Annotated in this window: 12 protein-coding genes; 5 read left to right on the top strand and 7 right to left on the bottom strand. The window is 66.5% G+C overall.

What is annotated here, in order from left to right:
* Positions 1-363 precede the first annotated feature (363 nt).
* Complete coding sequence (locus tag I8J32_RS14560; protein WP_200615810.1) at positions 364-1,164, top strand: helix-turn-helix transcriptional regulator; 801 nt, start codon at positions 364-366, stop codon at positions 1,162-1,164.
* Positions 1,165-1,229: 65 nt separating this feature from the next.
* Here the strand turns inward: I8J32_RS14560 and I8J32_RS14565 are convergent, their stop codons facing one another.
* Together I8J32_RS14565 and I8J32_RS14570 are read right to left on the bottom strand one after the other, a co-directional pair.
* Entirely contained in the window at positions 1,230-1,625 is a 396-nt protein-coding gene (locus I8J32_RS14565; RefSeq protein WP_200615811.1) for a hypothetical protein, read from the bottom strand.
* A gap of 138 nt (positions 1,626-1,763) precedes the next feature.
* Positions 1,764-2,783, bottom strand: coding sequence for a lysyl oxidase family protein (locus I8J32_RS14570; RefSeq protein WP_200615812.1), 1,020 nt, complete (start codon positions 2,781-2,783; stop codon positions 1,764-1,766).
* A 320-nt stretch (positions 2,784-3,103) separates the two neighbouring features.
* Here I8J32_RS14570 and I8J32_RS14575 point away from each other — a divergent pair, with 320 nt between their 5' ends.
* Positions 3,104-3,736, top strand: coding sequence for an FMN-binding negative transcriptional regulator (locus I8J32_RS14575; RefSeq protein WP_200615813.1), 633 nt, complete (start codon positions 3,104-3,106; stop codon positions 3,734-3,736).
* 35 nt (positions 3,737-3,771) lie between these two features.
* On the opposite strand, the gene I8J32_RS14580 is transcribed toward I8J32_RS14575, so the two are convergent.
* The 4 genes from I8J32_RS14580 to I8J32_RS14595 form a co-directional block, all read right to left on the bottom strand.
* Complete coding sequence (locus tag I8J32_RS14580) at positions 3,772-4,257, bottom strand: VOC family protein (protein WP_200615815.1); 486 nt, start codon at positions 4,255-4,257, stop codon at positions 3,772-3,774.
* A gap of 345 nt (positions 4,258-4,602) precedes the next feature.
* Positions 4,603-5,820: a S1 family peptidase gene (locus I8J32_RS14585; protein ID WP_200615816.1), complete on the bottom strand. Its 1,218-nt coding sequence runs from the start codon at positions 5,818-5,820 to the stop codon at positions 4,603-4,605.
* 389 nt (positions 5,821-6,209) lie between these two features.
* Complete coding sequence (locus I8J32_RS14590; RefSeq protein WP_200615817.1) at positions 6,210-6,551, bottom strand: Hint domain-containing protein; 342 nt, start codon at positions 6,549-6,551, stop codon at positions 6,210-6,212.
* A 457-nt stretch (positions 6,552-7,008) separates the two neighbouring features.
* On the bottom strand, positions 7,009-8,595 hold the full coding sequence (locus I8J32_RS14595) for a hypothetical protein (protein WP_200615818.1): 1,587 nt from the start codon (positions 8,593-8,595) through the stop codon (positions 7,009-7,011).
* A gap of 366 nt (positions 8,596-8,961) precedes the next feature.
* On the opposite strand from I8J32_RS14595, the gene I8J32_RS14600 reads away from it, so the two are divergent.
* Positions 8,962-9,549 carry a dihydrofolate reductase family protein gene (locus I8J32_RS14600; RefSeq protein ID WP_200615819.1) on the top strand — a complete coding sequence of 196 codons (588 nt, stop codon included), beginning with the start codon at positions 8,962-8,964 and terminating at the stop codon, positions 9,547-9,549.
* Between the two features lie 77 nt (positions 9,550-9,626).
* Here the strand turns inward: I8J32_RS14600 and I8J32_RS14605 are convergent, their stop codons facing one another.
* Positions 9,627-10,019 carry a GFA family protein gene (locus I8J32_RS14605; protein WP_200615820.1) on the bottom strand — a complete coding sequence of 131 codons (393 nt, stop codon included), beginning with the start codon at positions 10,017-10,019 and terminating at the stop codon, positions 9,627-9,629.
* A gap of 322 nt (positions 10,020-10,341) precedes the next feature.
* On the opposite strand from I8J32_RS14605, the gene I8J32_RS14610 reads away from it, so the two are divergent.
* Positions 10,342-11,277, top strand: a complete 936-nt coding sequence (locus I8J32_RS14610; RefSeq protein WP_200615821.1) for an ABC transporter ATP-binding protein — start codon at positions 10,342-10,344, stop codon at positions 11,275-11,277.
* Positions 11,278-11,289: 12 nt separating this feature from the next.
* On the top strand, positions 11,290-14,910 hold the full coding sequence (locus tag I8J32_RS14615; RefSeq protein WP_200615822.1) for an ABC transporter permease/M1 family aminopeptidase: 3,621 nt from the start codon (positions 11,290-11,292) through the stop codon (positions 14,908-14,910).
* Positions 14,911-15,049: the final 139 nt, after the last annotated feature.

The following is a 15,049-nucleotide window of genomic DNA, read 5'->3' on the forward strand; positions in this document are numbered from 1 at the left end:
ACCCCGACCCGATGGGCCTCGGGGCGAACCGTGGCCGGCATCCGGCCACACCGTCCCGGCGGCCGGAAAGCGCAGTCAAACGAGCGCCCGCCCGCCCTCCCCCGGTTGGGTAGAGGTGCCCCCTGGCATGGCCGTCTGCGGCGGGCAGCACCGTAGTGCTGAGTGAGCGTGACGATCTTGTGGTGGAACGGGTACACGGGCGGTCGCTTCCAGCGGAACCACCGGACTGGCGCATTTCGCTGGCCGTTGCTCCCTTCGTGGCACCTCCGGCCTCCATTCCTGTTCCTTTCGAACGCGCATCCCATGCGCGGCAGGACGATGCGTCCGCTGATTTGGATGTCAGGCGCTGACCGGGACGGGACCATGGCGATGCACCAGGATCAACTCGACGCGGTGCGGCCGGACCCGGCGTCCCGCCTGGTACCGCTTGTCCTCGAGGAGTTCGAGGCTGCCACCACCGCCACCGCTCGCGCCGCCAGGATCAAGGTCATGGTGGCTTCGGCCGGCGATGTCCTCGGTGCGCCATCGCAGGCCATGCTGGCATGCGCGGCCGACATCGAGATCACGCAGCGGCCGGAGCTGGACGCAACCGGTCTGGCCACCTCGGTGGAGCATCATCTCCCTGGCGTCCTGCTGCTCGACAAGACCATGCTCGAGAGGCTCGACCCGCAGTCCCTGCTGCGCATCCGAGCGCAGTGCCCGCGCGTGCGCGTGCTGCTGCTATGGGACGGAATCTGCCGCAATGTCGTGGCCGACGTGCTGCGCAATGGGTTCCAGGGCTTCATTCCAGCCCCCTGCCCGCCCGACGTCTGCCTGAAGGCAATCCGCGCCGTCAGCCATGGGGAGCTTTGGTTGTCGCGCGCTTCGATGGCGATGGCCATCGCCGACCTCCTGCAGTTTCCGGTCCACGTCGATTCCGCAGCGCCGGCCCCGGCGTTGCACGTGGATGCCCGGGAAGTGCTCACGCCCCGGGAGATGCAGGTCGTCGCGCTTCTCCGCCAGGGCCGCATCAACAAGGAAATCGCGCGCGAACTGGGCATCATGGAAGACACCGTCAAGAAGCATCTGCAAAGCGTCTTCGCGAAGCTGGGGGTGCATCGCCGCGCCCTGGTGGCCCTTCGCAGCCTGCCCGGCGGCTACGGCGCGGGCCACAGCATTCCGTAGGGCGGCCTGCGGCGATCGGAGCGGACGATGCGTCCGCCCGATCACTTGATCGCGACGTGCGCGGGTCAGTTGCCCGGTTCCGGCGGTTGCTCGGTGGTGGCCCGGCGTGCAAGGCATTCCACGTTCGACGCCTGGTGGGGGCCGATGACCGATGCCAGGTGCAGCGGCGGATCGAACACCCGGGTGGCGAACCCGTCGCCATGGGCCAGGTGGGCCGCCCATGCGTTCTCGCTCGCACCGATGATGATGCCCAGGAACTGGTTCGCACTGAAGGTCAGGACTTCCCCGCCTTCAAGTGCGACCGAGCAATTGCCGGTGGCTTCGCAGTTGGCGCCCAAGTCCATGGGGCCGCCGATGTTGTGGCACAGCACGTAGGCCTGTCCGCCCGCAAAAGCCGAACCAGCCGCCAGGGCTGCACTGAGACCCAGCGCCGCCGTCATCAATGATTTCTTCGCAGTCATTTCAGTCTCCTCGCCTGGATGGATCGAACTTGCTTCCGGTTCACTTCGCTTCCGCATGCCCGGATCGATGCGGTCGCACGGGGTCAGGATCGAAACCGCCGGACCAATCCCCGCAAAACCAATTCATGATTTTCCGGTCTACCTCGTGACCCGGAACCCGTTGACCAGCACCCCACCGCCACCGACCCGCACATTCCAGACAGGGTCCTGGCCGGGGTTCTTCTTGTAGGGCACCGTCACCGTCGCCGTGATCTGGTCCACCGATTCGGTGTTCGACACCAGTTGCACGTTGCTTGCGACGGGACGTTGCCCGTTACCGCTGTCGAAGGTCACGCCCATGCCGGAGCTGAATCCGTAGCCGGTGATCGTGACCTGCACACTGGTGCCCACGCGTGCCGAATTCGGGGTGATCGAAGCCACCGCGGAGCACAGGCCGCTGCTGTCGAGCACGGTGGCCGTGCTCGGCTTCCTGAGGCTGAGCAGCACGCACGAGACGTTGTCGCTCTCGTTGGTCTCCTGGATCACCTTCTTGGGATCGACTTCCACCTTCAACTGGTAGATGCCGTCGGCGTTGTTGCTGAAGTCGATCTCCTGCCCGGCCAGTTCGGGACCGTAGGTATCGGCCCATCCGACCGACATGCCCTGGAGGTCGCGCCCGCAGCGTCCGTAGAACGGCGAGGCGGGTGCGCGCGGCAGCGCGAGGTTGACCGGGCTGGTATCCATCACGCAGAACGTCGTCTTGGCGCCGGTCCGCAACGATCCGCCCGGCGCATTGAGCGGCTGCAGCGAATAGAGCGCGTAGTCGTTGAAGTGCATGTGGTCGTGCGCGGGGTGGTATTCGAAGGCGCCCGCGAAGCTGAGCACCGGGCTGCCGCTGCTCTGGTACACGACTTGGTATACCCGCAGCTTGCCCGATCCGGTTTCGACTTCGCCGGCGGCCAGTTCCAGCGGCCCGGCGCCACTGTTCCAGGTGGTGGTCCCGAATCGCAGCGTGGAACGGCCGCCCGCGTCCGTGGACAGCGTCGGACTGAAGGCTCCCAACGCAACGAGGTTGGGCCGCAGGGCCGTCTGCGCGGCGGCGGTGCCGGCCAGCGACAGCGCCCATGCCGCCGCCATGGCCAGCCAGGGAGCGCGCTTGCGAGGGGCGTTCGGCGTCATTCCGATCCTCCAGGGTCATCGCGCCGGCTACACGGCACCGGCGTTCACGCCACCCTCTCAGGCCCGCCCTGGCGGGACAATTCCACTAAAGAGGGGGGCGGACCCTGCGGCATCGCCAGCAAGGGCCGCGGTCCCGGCAATCACCGTGCCGGGGCGAGGACGGAAGCACCGTGCACGCAGTTCAGGTGCACCCTGGTCCGCCACGAGCGCTCAGCGCGGGAAACCTTCATCCGCTCCACCCAAGCTGGTACCCTCCCGCTGCTATTTTCCTACCGGTTTCCCATGCCGCTCTCGTCTTCGCCAGCCCCTGGTCGCCGCGCATGAAGCAATATCCGATGTTCGCGCCGGAATCGCCCCTCGCCATCGACCGCATGGTCTCCGCCTACCCTTTTGCCCTGCTCATCAGCGCCGGGCCGGGCATGCCGACCGCCACGCCCCTGCCCCTGCTGCTCGAGCGCAGCGCGAGCGGGACGGGCACGCTCATCGGCCACATGGCGCGCAACAACCCGCAGGTTGACGTACTACGCAATGACCCGCGCGCGCTCGCGGTGTTCCAGGGACCGCACGGATACATCTCGCCCTCGTGGCTGGTCGACCGCACCCAGGCGCCGACGTGGAATTACGAAACCGTGCATTTCCAGGTGGAGGTTCAATTCCATGACGAGCTCGAGGCCACGACGTCGGCGATTTCCCGCCTCGTCGCGCATATGGAGCGCGGCCGTCCGGACGCCTGGTCCATCGCCGACATGGGACCGCGCTACGCCTCGCTGGCCGGCGCGGTGATCGCGTTCGACGCGCGCATCACCGCCACCCACGCCATCTTCAAGCTGGGCCAGAACGAACGTCCCGGCGACCGTGCGGACATCCTCGCCGGCCTGGACCGGACGGGCCAGCAGGCACTGCTCGATGCGATGAGGCGGGTGGCTCCGGAGCCCGCGGCCGTGGAGGACTAGCGCGGCCACGCGTGCCAGCGTGCTTCGCTCGCGCTTCAGTCCTTGGCGCCCTCGACCGCGCGCTCGAGCGCGGCGATGTCGATCTTCTTCATCTCCATCATCGCCTTGAACGCACGAGCCGCCGTTTCACCACCCTGGGACATGTATTCGGTCAGGCGCTTCGGCGTGATCTGCCAGGACAGGCCGAAACGATCCCGGCACCACCCGCACATGCTTTCCTCGCCGCCGTTGCCGGTGATGGCATTCCAGTAGCGGTCGGTCTGCGCCTGGTCGTCGGTCGCGACCTGGAAGCTGACCGCTTCGTCGAACTTGAACTCGGGTCCACCGTTCAACAACAGGAACGGCATGCCGAGGATGGTCATTTCGACGGTCAGCACGTCCCCCTGTTTGCCAGCGGGGTAATCGCCAGGTGCGCGCATCACGGCGCCTACGCGCGAATCCGGAAACGTGTCGGCGTAGAAGCGCGCCGCGTCCTCGGCATTTCCGTCGTACCAGAGGCAGGGCTGGATTCTAGGGGTCATGGTGGCGCTCCTTGAAGACCTTGGAAAGCGAACCCGTATCGTGGACCGATCAGGCGATGGGTGAAACCGGCACAGTCCGGTGCTGGAGCTGCGACGGGTGCAAACCCGTGCCCGGGCGACGCGGGCAACGACATCATCGTCGCGTGCGGCGCGCTCGTCTCGCCAGCGCATCAGTCCGCCAGGATGCGAATCCGCAGTCCGTGCACAGCGTCCCCGGCACCCCGGTCGACTCCGCCCAGCTTTCGTTTAAGCCTCCCGTACGACCCCGTGGCCGCCCCCGCAAGACAAACGCCCCGGCAAGCCGGGGCGTTCGTGTGTGGCATGACCCGTGCGGGGATGCGGACGTCAGGTACCCGTGCGCAGGGTGAGGTTGTATGCCTGCAGGATCGGCAGGAGCGGCTGATAGAAACTGCGCGTGCGATTGTTGGGCTGCTTGCCCTTGCAGCTGCCGCTGCCGCCCGACAGCACGCCCTGCGCCTGGCCGGGACCGGTGATGAACGAGCCGCCGGAGTCGCCGCCTTCGGAACACGCAGTGGTGCGCGTCAGGTTGAGGATCGTTTCACCGGTACTGTAGCTGACGGTCTGGTTCTTGGCTTCGATCGTGCCGCAGCGCCAGCCCGAGGTGCGACCGGAGCGGCAGATCGCCGCGCCGACGGCCGCTTCGGTACTGCCCCTGACGGTGACGTCGCCCTTGCCCCAGCCGTACACGGCCGGCAGCGAGGTGTGACCCGCGTCGATTCTGATCCACGAGTAGTCGTTGCCGGTCTGGCCAGGATTGGGGAACTTGGATGCGGCGAAGTTGCCGATCTTCGGTCCCAGCGTCCACTGCGGCGACAGCTCCAGGTAGACCGGCTCGTTGGCATCGCCGCAGTGACCGGCGCTGACGTAGCCCGGCGTGCTGCCCTGGGTGACCGTGAAGCCGATCGAGCAGGCATACAGGTAGCCGTCGCCCGGGTTGCGCAGGTAGCCCAGTCCGCCCTGCAGGGTGGAGCGCAGGCGCGGCTGCTCTTCAGCCGTCACCAGTCGCACGCTCTGGGCATCGGCGCCGCTGGCGGCCACGAAGTTGATGCCGGCCTGCTGCGCGCCCTTGCCGACACTCACCACGACGCTGTTGGTGGGCATGTCCACGTACCAGCCATATACGCCGCGCGGCACCTTGCCGCCGCGCGCCAGTACGGCGTCGAGTTGCGCCTTGGAGGCATCGAGCGTGGCCAGCGTGTGGCGCGTGCTGCGGAACTCGACGCCGGCCGCGGGCTTTTTCGGGGTGATCGAGGTGGTCGCAACGACGAGCTGGAAGCTGCCATTGGCCTTGCGCTCGATCCAGCTGCCGGCGAAGTTGCGTCCCTGCGCCTGGGCCAGCTGCTTCTCCTGCAGCGCGGCGAGGCGTTCGATCTTGAGGTACTGGGTCAACTGGGAAGACGTCAGGCCCAGGTCACGCTGCATGGCCGCGCGGAGCGAATTGGGGACGGTGCCGGACGGTGTCGCCGCGGAAGCGGTCATGGCGAGCGCGAGGGGCGAGAGCACGATCAGGCCGCGTACGGCCCAGGAAACGAACTTGCGCATCTGCAAATCTCCAGTCGAATTGGGGTGGATTTGCAGGACCCGTCACCCGATGCGGTGGGGCGCGCTCGCGAATGGGGCCCGGCCGACGGATGCTGTCACAGCAATATTCAGCCGGTGTGAAGCATTTGCGCGCTGAACAGCGAAGATCACGCGGACGGCGGGCGGCGGATTGAATGATTCAGTCGAACAGCAGCTCGGCGCCTGGCCGAAGCCGACGGTGATGTTCGTTTAATCGCCCGGACAGGTAGCGACACAGGCTGTGCACACGTGCGCAAGGCTCGCAATCGGCGAAGTGGAAGCGCTGTTCAAGTCTGCGCGGACGGCGCGCGGCGTAGCGATGAGTCGGCGTGCGGCGTCAATCCTTGCGGTGCGATCCTCTGCCGGCCCGGTCAGGTCGCCGGTCGGATGATCCAGCAGGCCCTGGTGACCTGTGTCGATCCGGGCTCGTTGAAATCCGCCAGGATCCGGTAGGACGGGCCGGCATCGACGCGGCGCAATACCTTGCTCCAGCCATTCTTGCCGACGGCCTCGTTGAACGACCACACGCGGTCGTTGACCTTCAGCTGGCCGATGGTGACATCGCCGCGACCCTCGGTGGACACCACGGTGTTGTCCGCGAAGCCGCTCTTGCAGACGCCAAAGCCCAGGCCGCCGCCGTTGTTGTCCGCGCTGGCGGGCCCCGAAAGCAGGCCGAGTGCGACCAGCGTGGCCGCCCCTTGGTAGATACGCATTCCCTTCCCCCGATCTGGCCGTCGCAGGCTCAGGCCTGCGGTCGAACGAAACAGCGCCCCGACCGCCCGAGCCGCTGGCCGGGCCGTCCAGGGCGGAGTATAGACCGACCAGCGGTCGAAAACAGTCTCCGGGCGGTATCGCGATTTCGAGCCAGATGCGCCTGCGGCGCGGCCCGGCGTCCCCGGCCTGGTTCCGGACTGGGCGGATGCGGCAGCTGCACGGGGTGGTGGCCGGGCGCCAATGCGACGCGCCCGGGCACTTCTCGTCCATTGCCGCGGGAGGTTCCGGGGGCCCTTGCCCGCCCCGGCATGGCGCAGGTCCGGGACGCGACCCGAAGTGGCGGCGCCGACTGCAATGCACAGCCAACACCGCCACTGGCCTGGTCTCTTCAGCAGAACCGCTGCAAACGCTACGACACCACCAATGCAGGCCACCCGAGGGTGCCGGCGTCAGTCCTCACGGAATCTGACAGCTCGCACAAGCGGTCCTGCAGGTGCACGTTGCCGAGTTCCAGGTCCCGCCCTTGATGTCGCACTGCTGCTCGGCGGTCGCCGGACAGGTGGGCGCCGGCGGAGGTGTCACGGGAGCCGCCTCGAAGTCGCGGCGGTCGTCGAACAACTGCGCCCAGCGCCCGTCGAAGCCGCCGTTCTGGGGGAGGTACCAGGCGCCCACCAGCCACAGGCCGGCTTCGTAATGCTCACGCGTGTCCAGGACGCCGGAATGGGCGAAGAAGTCGTGCTGTCGCCAGTAATTCCCGAGCGAACCGTAGTCCCCGCTTGCATCGGCCCGATTGCGGTTGAAGCTGTCACGGCCCGCGCCACCGTAGCCACCGAAGTCGTCGGAGCCGGAGGTGTAGTCATCGGCATTGGCCTCGGCCGAATAGCCACCCCAGAACCAGGACTTGGCGATCACGCCGTCGCGGCCATCGGTCAGGTCGGAGCTGTAGTTGTCCCGCGAGCCGAGGTAGAACCGCTGCAGGCCCGCCGGAATCTCCGCCACGCCGGCTTCGTTCACGATCGGGCTGTCGAGCAGCACGTCCTCCGTGCTGTCGTCGGTCCAGCTGGTCGACCACGTCGATCCACCCCACTGCGTGAGGAACACATCGGCCAGGTCCTGCAGTTCGTAGGTGATGCGCTTGACCTGCGACCACGAGGTCTGGCTGTTACGCCGGGAGGCCAGCGACGACGCGCTCGAATAGCTGATCGCCTTCGCGTTCCAAGCCGACACGGCGGCCGCGGACGTCTCCGGCACCCAGACGTAGTGGACGTTCTTGTCGTCGTCGTTGGTGACGTCGACGTCGGCAGTGCCATTGGACGCAACGCTGGCGCTGATCGTGCTGTAGGCGTCCTGGACGAAATGCAGCTCGTGGGCGTGGGTGCTGCCGTAGCCGGTGTCCTCGTCCGCCTGCCAGATCATGACGTGCCTGCCGCCGGCCACCTGCATGAACCTGACATCCGAACTGGAAGCGCTGCGCATGACATGGTCGGCATGGCTGGTCACGGTGACGTAGCCGACCGACTCGCCCGCGGCGCCGGGCGTGCCAGTGACGCCGCGCACCGAGATCTCGATGCGTTCCCAGTCATGGATGGCGCCGGCCATTTTGTCGACGGGATGGAAAACGTGATAGAGCAGCTGCAGCTTCTTGCTGCCGCCATCCATGTACTCCACCAGTGACGCGTACAAGGTTGGCCGGATGCGCCAGTGCCGGTATGCGCCCGTGTTGGCCGCGCCAGCCGCCACGTAGCCCGACAGAACATTCGCCCACGTGTAGCGGTTGTTGGCAAAGTTTCCATCGCGATCGAAGTCGTAGTTGGAGATCCAGTCGCGGCCGGGCTTGCTGCTGTCTTCCTCGGCGCGCTGCATGATCACCGGCGCGTAATAGTTCAGATAGGCCTGGCGCTGCACCTGGCTCAGTACCGGCACCTGGGCCTGCGCCGCACCGGGTACCAGGCCGCCCCCCGACAGCAGCAGCAACGTGCACAGGATGAAACCCCTCACGCCCACGAACCGTGGCTTACGCGCAATACAGTTGATCCATTTCATGTCGAGCTCCTTTGGTCAGTCCATCGAGCAGTCATTCCATCGAGCGTTCTTTGCTTCGCCATCGAAACGGCGATAGCCGTTCCATTCCCGCAGGTGCGCCTGGCTTGCCGGCCATGTTGGAGCCTGGACGTCCAGGTCATTCCCCGCCACCTTGCGGGCCCCAGACATTGCCGCAAGGCCCCGGCGGAAAACAAGCCAGACCCCGTGGGTGAGTCCGCCCACAGCGATGCCCGCTGAAGGCAGCAGCATCGGGGCACATCTTCCCGTTGTCCTGCGGTCACAGGATGTCGATCTCCTTCCCGCCCGTTCGTCATCCATGCATGGGTGCCATGCGCCCTGATCCCTCCCACCGACAGCGAGGCAGACATGGGCAAGCTCATCGTGGAACAGATCGTCAGCGCCGACGGCTACGCCCAGGACGCACAGGGCGGGATCGGCTTCTTCACATCCGCCCGCGAGCTCAACGACGCGGACCCGGGACAATTGCGGATGCTGGCCAGCGTCGGCGCCATCGTGCTGGGCCGCGTGACCTACGCGATGTTCACCGACTACTGGCCCACGCCGGCGGCGAAAGCGGAGCCGGTAGCCGGCCCGATCAACGCCTTGCCGAAGTTCGTGGTCTCGTCCACGCTCCGCGCCGCGCCCTGGGGCGCGGACGATGCGGCCGAGCTCCTGCGGGGCGATGGCGTGGCCGCGGTACGCGCGTTGCGAACGCGCATCACCGGCGACCTGATCGTGTGGGGCAGCCTCACCCTCAGCGATGCCCTGCTCCGTGCAGGCGAAGTCGACCTGCTGCGGCTGCGCACCGTGCCGGTACTGCTTGGCGCCGGCCGCTCCTTCACTCCCGCCGACCTGGGCGAGCGCCGGCTGGAGCTGGTTGAATCGCAGGCCCACGCCGGAGGACATGTGACGTCGGCTTACCGGCCGGCGCGTCAGCAATCGGCGAGTGCCTAGCCCCTATCGAAGGGAATCCAGAGCATCGCCGCTTCAGGGCGCCGCTGACGGGCGACGCCTTGTCGCCTGCGCACGGCCTAGCCTTCGAAGCGACCCGCCGCATCACGTTCCCGCTCGTACAGCCGGGTGTGCGGAAACGGCGGCAGCCAGGCCTCGCGGCGAACCGTCCAGAGTTCATAGCTGGGCCGCAGCTGGTCGGGGGCATCCAGGGATCCCAGGCTCACCTCGATCTCGTCCGCGGTGCGCGCGAACACCGGCGAGCCGCAGCGAGGACAGAAATGCCGGCCGCCAAAATCGCGCGTGTCGCCCACTATCGTCACCGCCTGCTCGGGAAACACCGCCGAAGCATGGAACAGCGCCCCATGCTGCTTGCGGCAGTCCAGGCAGTGACAGACACCTACCCGGTACGGACGGCCCGACGCCTCGACCCGGACGTCGCCGCACAGGCAACCGCCCGTGAACTTTTCCATGCTGCGTCTCCTTGCGGATCAGGTTCAAGCTTTGGAGGTGGTACGGAAACCGGGGCCAAGATATCTCGCTATGGATCGACGTGCCCTTGGGAGGTGCGGCCACGCCTACCCTGCCCGGCAGACCGGCCCTGGTGCGATGCAGCGCGCCGCTGAACCCCTCAGCCAAAGCAGGGCAGCCCAACAGGTGGCATGGCGATCGAATCCCGGACCGCCGCCGAACCCAGGAGGCCCAATGACCACCAGCCTATGGAACGGGCCGTCCGGCACGCCTTAGCATGGCCCGCCGCCCGTCGCCCGCGGGCCTACCCAAGACACGGACCGCATGCTCACCATCCGCAACCTCAGCAAGACCTACGCCAACGGCGTGCACGCGCTCAATGACGTCAGCCTCGACATCCCGCGGGGCATGTTCGGCCTGCTCGGTCCGAACGGCGCCGGCAAGTCGTCGCTGATGCGGACCCTCGCCACTCTGCAGGAGGCCGATTCCGGCAGCGTCACCCTGCAGGGCGCCGACGGCGGGACGATCGACGTGCTGCGCGACAAGGACGCGGTACGCCGCCAACTGGGTTACCTGCCGCAGGATTTCGGCGTGTACCCGAAGGTCAGCGCCGAGGACCTGCTCGAGCACTTCGCCGTGCTCAAGGGCCTCACCGCGCGCAAGCAGCGCCGCGAGGTGGTCGACGGCCTGCTCCAGCAGGTGAACCTGTGGGATGCCCGCAAGCGCAAGCTGGGGACGTTCTCCGGTGGCATGCGCCAGCGCTTCGGCATCGCCCAGGCCCTGCTGGGCAACCCGCGCCTGGTCATCGTCGACGAACCCACCGCGGGCCTGGATCCGGAGGAGCGCAACCGCTTCCTCAACCTGCTGGCCGAGATCGGCGAGAACGTCGCGGTCATCCTTTCCACGCACATCGTCGAAGACGTCACCGACCTGTGCCCGACCATGGCGATCATGAACAAGGGTCAGGTGCTGCTGACCGGCAAGCCCAACGATGCCATCGCCGCGCTCGCCGGGCAGGTCTGGCGCAAGCAGGTCGGCAAGGCGGAACTGGCGGAATACGAGTCACGGCACCAGGTGCTGTCCACGCGCCTGATCGGTGGGCATCCGGTCATCAACGTTTTCAGCCATGAGAAGCCGGACGCCGGCTTCGAGCAGGTCGCGCCTGGACTGGAGGACGTGTACTTCCAGCGCCTGCGCCAACAGGCCCGCCGCCCGGCCGCATCGCAGCCAACGCCCGCCGCCGAAGCCGAACTGGCCTGACAGAGCGCTCCCATGACCTTTGAATTCTTCAAGTTCGAGCTGCGCGAGCAGCTCCGCTCTCCCCTGCTATGGGTGCTGGCGGCCCTGTTTGCTCTCCTGGCCTTCGGCGCCGCCAGCAGCGATGCCGTCCAGATTGGCGGCGGTATCGGCAATGTGCACCGCAATGCCCCAACCGTCATCGCTCAGTGGCTCACCTTCTTCACCCTGGTGGGCATGCTGATCATCACGATCTTCATCACAAGCGCCCTGCTGCGCGACTTCGACCAAGGCACGGCCGAACTGTTCTTCGCCAGCCCGATCCGAAAGCGTGATTACCTGGCCGGGCGGCTCGCCGCGGCGTTCACGGCCAGCCTGGTGGTGTACATGGTGATCGCGCTTGGCATCTTCATTGCCCAGTTCATGCCGTGGATCGACCCGGCGCGGCTGGGACCGATATCGCTGCAGCCGTACCTGTGGACGTTCGCGGTGCAGGTAATTCCCAACGTGCTGTTCACTGGCGCACTGCTGGCGCTGCTGGCCGCCACCACGCGCAGCATCCTCTGGGTATACATCGGCGTGCTGGCCTTCTACGTGCTGTACGGCACCAGCGCGTACATGCTCAAGGACCTGGACAACGTGTGGCTCGCCACGCTTGCCGAGCCCCTGGGCGTGCGCGCCCTGTCGCGCACGCTTCGCTACTGGTCGGTGGAGGAACGCAACGCCGGCCTGCCCGCCGTCGCTGGCTATCTGCTTGCCAACCGCGCGCTGTGGTCGGTCATCGCGCTGGCGATGTTGGCAGCGACGTTCGCGCTGTTCAAAACCGAACGCAGCGGCACCTCGCGTCGCCGCGGCAAGCGCAAGGCGGTGTCTGCTCCAGCACCGGCTTCGCGATCGGCAGAACGCTCGGCCTCCGTCGTGGTGCCCAAGCCCACGCCCGCCTTCACCGCCGCTACCGCATGGCAGCAGTTCCTGCGCCAGGTCCGCTTCGATACGGCTGGCGTGCTGCGCAGCGTGCCCTTCCTTGTGATGTTGGTGTTCGGCATCGCCAACTTCATCCCGTCGGCGCTGTTCATGTCGACGACGTACGAGACGCCGATCCATCCGGTCACCTCGCAGATCCTCGACGCACTACAGGCCAGCTACGGGTTCCTGCTGGTCATCATCGTGCTGTTCTACGCTGGCGAACTGGTGTGGAAGGAGCGCGGCACGAAGATCAACGAAGTGAGCGACGCCATGCCGGTGCCCAACTGGGTGCCGCTGCTGGCCAAGTTCACCACCCTTGTGGCGGTGATCGTGTGCTTCCAGGCGATCGGCGCGCTCACCGCTGTGGCCATCCAGCTGGCCAAGGGGCACACCCAACTCGAGCCACTTGTCTACCTCAAGCTGCTGTCGGTCAACTGCATCGCCTTCATCCTGATGGGCGGAATGGCGCTGGTGCTGCAGGTGCTGAGCAACAACAAGTTCATCGGCTACGCGCTGCTGCTCGTGGTCGTGATCGCGCAGGCCGCATTGGGCATGATGGATTTTGACCACATGCTCTACACGTTCGGGAGGTGGCCGAACGCTCCGTATTCGGACATGAATGGCTACGGCCACTTCCTGCCGGGGCAGTTGTGGTTTCAGATGTACTGGGCGCTGTGCCTGCTGTGCCTGCTGCTGGTGTCGCTGGCGCTGTGGGTCCGCGGCGTCGACCAGGGGCGCAAGCAGCGCTTCGCCATCGCCCGGCAGCGCATGCGCGGCCCGCTGGCGCGCGGCCTGATTGTCGCCGTGCTGGCCTTCGTTGCGGTGGGGGGCTGGCTGTTCTGGAATACCAACATCCGCAACACCTACCTCTCGGGCGAACAACAGCTCGACCTGCAGGCCCGCTACGAGCGCGAGTACGGCAAATACCGGAACTTGGCGCAGCCTCGCATCCTGGCTACGCAGACGGAGATCGACCTGCGCCCGGAAACCCAGACCCTGCGCGTCCACGGCCGCTACCGCGTGCGCAACCCGCACGCCCAGGCTATCCCTGAGATCCACATCAGCGTCCCTGTAGACGATGCACTGACGTCAATCGACCTGGGCGGGGCCAAGCTGGTCAAGCATGACAAGCCGCTGGGCTACCGCATCTACCGCCTCGACCGGCCGATGCAGCCGGGAGAGATGCGCGAGGTCGCCTTCGAGATGGACTACCACCCCAACGGCCTGACCAATAGCGCGCCCGAGACCCGGATCGTCGACAACGGCAGCTTCTTCAACAACCGCATCTTCCCCACCTTCGGCTACGACGCCGGCGGCGAGATCACCGACCGCAACGATCGCCGCAAGCGCAAGCTCGGCGAGCCGCGCCGAATGCCCAAGCTCGAGGACACCCAAGCCCGCGCCAATCCCTACATCGACGACGACGCCGACTGGCTGGACTTCAAGACCACCATCTGCACCGCTCCGGACCAGATCGCACTGGCACCGGGCTACCTGCAGAAGGAGTTCACCCGCGCAGGCCGCCGCTGCTTCAGTTACGCCATGGACCGGCCGATGCTGAACTTCTACGCCTACCTGTCGGCACGCTGGCAGGTGAAAAAGGGCGACTACGTCAGCCACCTGCCCGACGGGAGCACCCGCCGCATCCCGATCGAGATCTATTACGACGCGCACCACCCGTACAACATCGATCGAATGATCGAGGCTTCCCGCAAGTCGCTTGCCTACTACGAGGCCAACTTCACGCCGTACCAGCACCGACAGGTGCGCATCATCGAGTTCCCGGGATATGTCGGCACCTTCGCCCAGTCCTTCGCCAACACCATTCCCTATTCGGAAGCCATTGGTTTCATCGCCGACCTGCGCGACAAGGACAACATCGACTACGTCTACTACGTGACCGCGCACGAGGTCGCCCACCAGTGGTGGGCGCACCAGGTGATCGGCGGCAACGTCCAGGGCGCGACGATGCTGAGTGAGTCGCTGGCCCAATACTCCGCGCTGATGGTGATGGAGAAGGAATACGGCCGCGACAAGATGCGCCAGTTCCTGAAGACCGAACTGGATGGCTATCTGTCCGGTCGCGGCGGCGAGCGAGTGGAGGAATTGCCGCTGTACCGCAACGAAAACCAGCAGTACATCCACTACCAGAAAGGCTCGCTGGTCTTCTACCGCCTGCGCGAGGAGCTTGGCGAGGCCGCGGTGAACCGCGCCCTGAAGAAGTTCCTGCAGGACAAGGGCTTCCAGCAAGCGCCCTACACGACCTCGGCCGAGCTGCTGACCTACCTGCGCGCCGAGGCCAAGCCGGAGCAGCAGGCGCTGATCACCGACCTGTTCGAGAAGATCAGCTTCTACGACAACCGCGTCGAGACCGCGACGGCGAAGAAGCGCGCCGACGGCAAGTACGAGGTCACCCTCGAACTGCACGCCGACAAGCGCTATGCCGACGGCAAGGGCAAGGAGACCGCCGGCAAGCTCGACGACTGGATCGAGGTGGGCGTGTTCGGCCAGGGCAAGACCGGCGAGGAAGCCGATCGACCGGTGCTGTACATGGAGCGCGTCCACGTCACCAGCGCGAAGCCGAAGCTGACGGTGGTGGTCGACCAGCTGCCTTACGAGGCCGGCTTCGACCCCTACAACAAGCTGATCGACCGGGTGTCCGCGGACAACCGCAAGCGGGTTTCGATGTAGCACCTGCCCTGGCGGCACGCGGACCGCAATGGGTCCGCGTGCGCACCACAAGCCAGACCACGAAGGCGCCCCGCATCGGGGCGCTCTTCGTTTCCATGGCCGCGCCACCGGTCACCTTCACCAGCGGTGGACTTCAACG

Origin of the sequence: Lysobacter solisilvae (genome assembly GCF_016613535.2) — a bacterium.
GTDB classification, from domain to species: domain Bacteria; phylum Pseudomonadota; class Gammaproteobacteria; order Xanthomonadales; family Xanthomonadaceae; genus Agrilutibacter; species Agrilutibacter solisilvae.

Bases quoted from the DNA above. Each gene is read 5' to 3' on its own strand.
- I8J32_RS14605 (WP_200615820.1), bottom strand. From the start codon at position 10,019: ATGGAAAAGTTCACGGGCGGTTGCCTGTGCGGCGACGTCCGGGTCGAG.
- I8J32_RS14610 (WP_200615821.1), top strand. From the start codon at position 10,342: ATGCTCACCATCCGCAACCTCAGCAAGACCTACGCCAACGGCGTGCAC.
- I8J32_RS14565 (WP_200615811.1), bottom strand. From the start codon at position 1,625: ATGACTGCGAAGAAATCATTGATGACGGCGGCGCTGGGTCTCAGTGCA.
- I8J32_RS14585 (WP_200615816.1), bottom strand. From the start codon at position 5,820: ATGCGCAAGTTCGTTTCCTGGGCCGTACGCGGCCTGATCGTGCTCTCG.
- I8J32_RS14570 (WP_200615812.1), bottom strand. From the start codon at position 2,783: ATGACGCCGAACGCCCCTCGCAAGCGCGCTCCCTGGCTGGCCATGGCG.
- I8J32_RS14580 (WP_200615815.1), bottom strand. From the start codon at position 4,257: ATGACCCCTAGAATCCAGCCCTGCCTCTGGTACGACGGAAATGCCGAG.
- I8J32_RS14615 (WP_200615822.1), top strand. From the start codon at position 11,290: ATGACCTTTGAATTCTTCAAGTTCGAGCTGCGCGAGCAGCTCCGCTCT.
- I8J32_RS14590 (WP_200615817.1), bottom strand. From the start codon at position 6,551: ATGCGTATCTACCAAGGGGCGGCCACGCTGGTCGCACTCGGCCTGCTT.
- I8J32_RS14600 (WP_200615819.1), top strand. From the start codon at position 8,962: ATGGGCAAGCTCATCGTGGAACAGATCGTCAGCGCCGACGGCTACGCC.
- I8J32_RS14595 (WP_200615818.1), bottom strand. From the start codon at position 8,595: ATGAAATGGATCAACTGTATTGCGCGTAAGCCACGGTTCGTGGGCGTG.
- I8J32_RS14575 (WP_200615813.1), top strand. From the start codon at position 3,104: ATGAAGCAATATCCGATGTTCGCGCCGGAATCGCCCCTCGCCATCGAC.
- I8J32_RS14560 (WP_200615810.1), top strand. From the start codon at position 364: ATGGCGATGCACCAGGATCAACTCGACGCGGTGCGGCCGGACCCGGCG.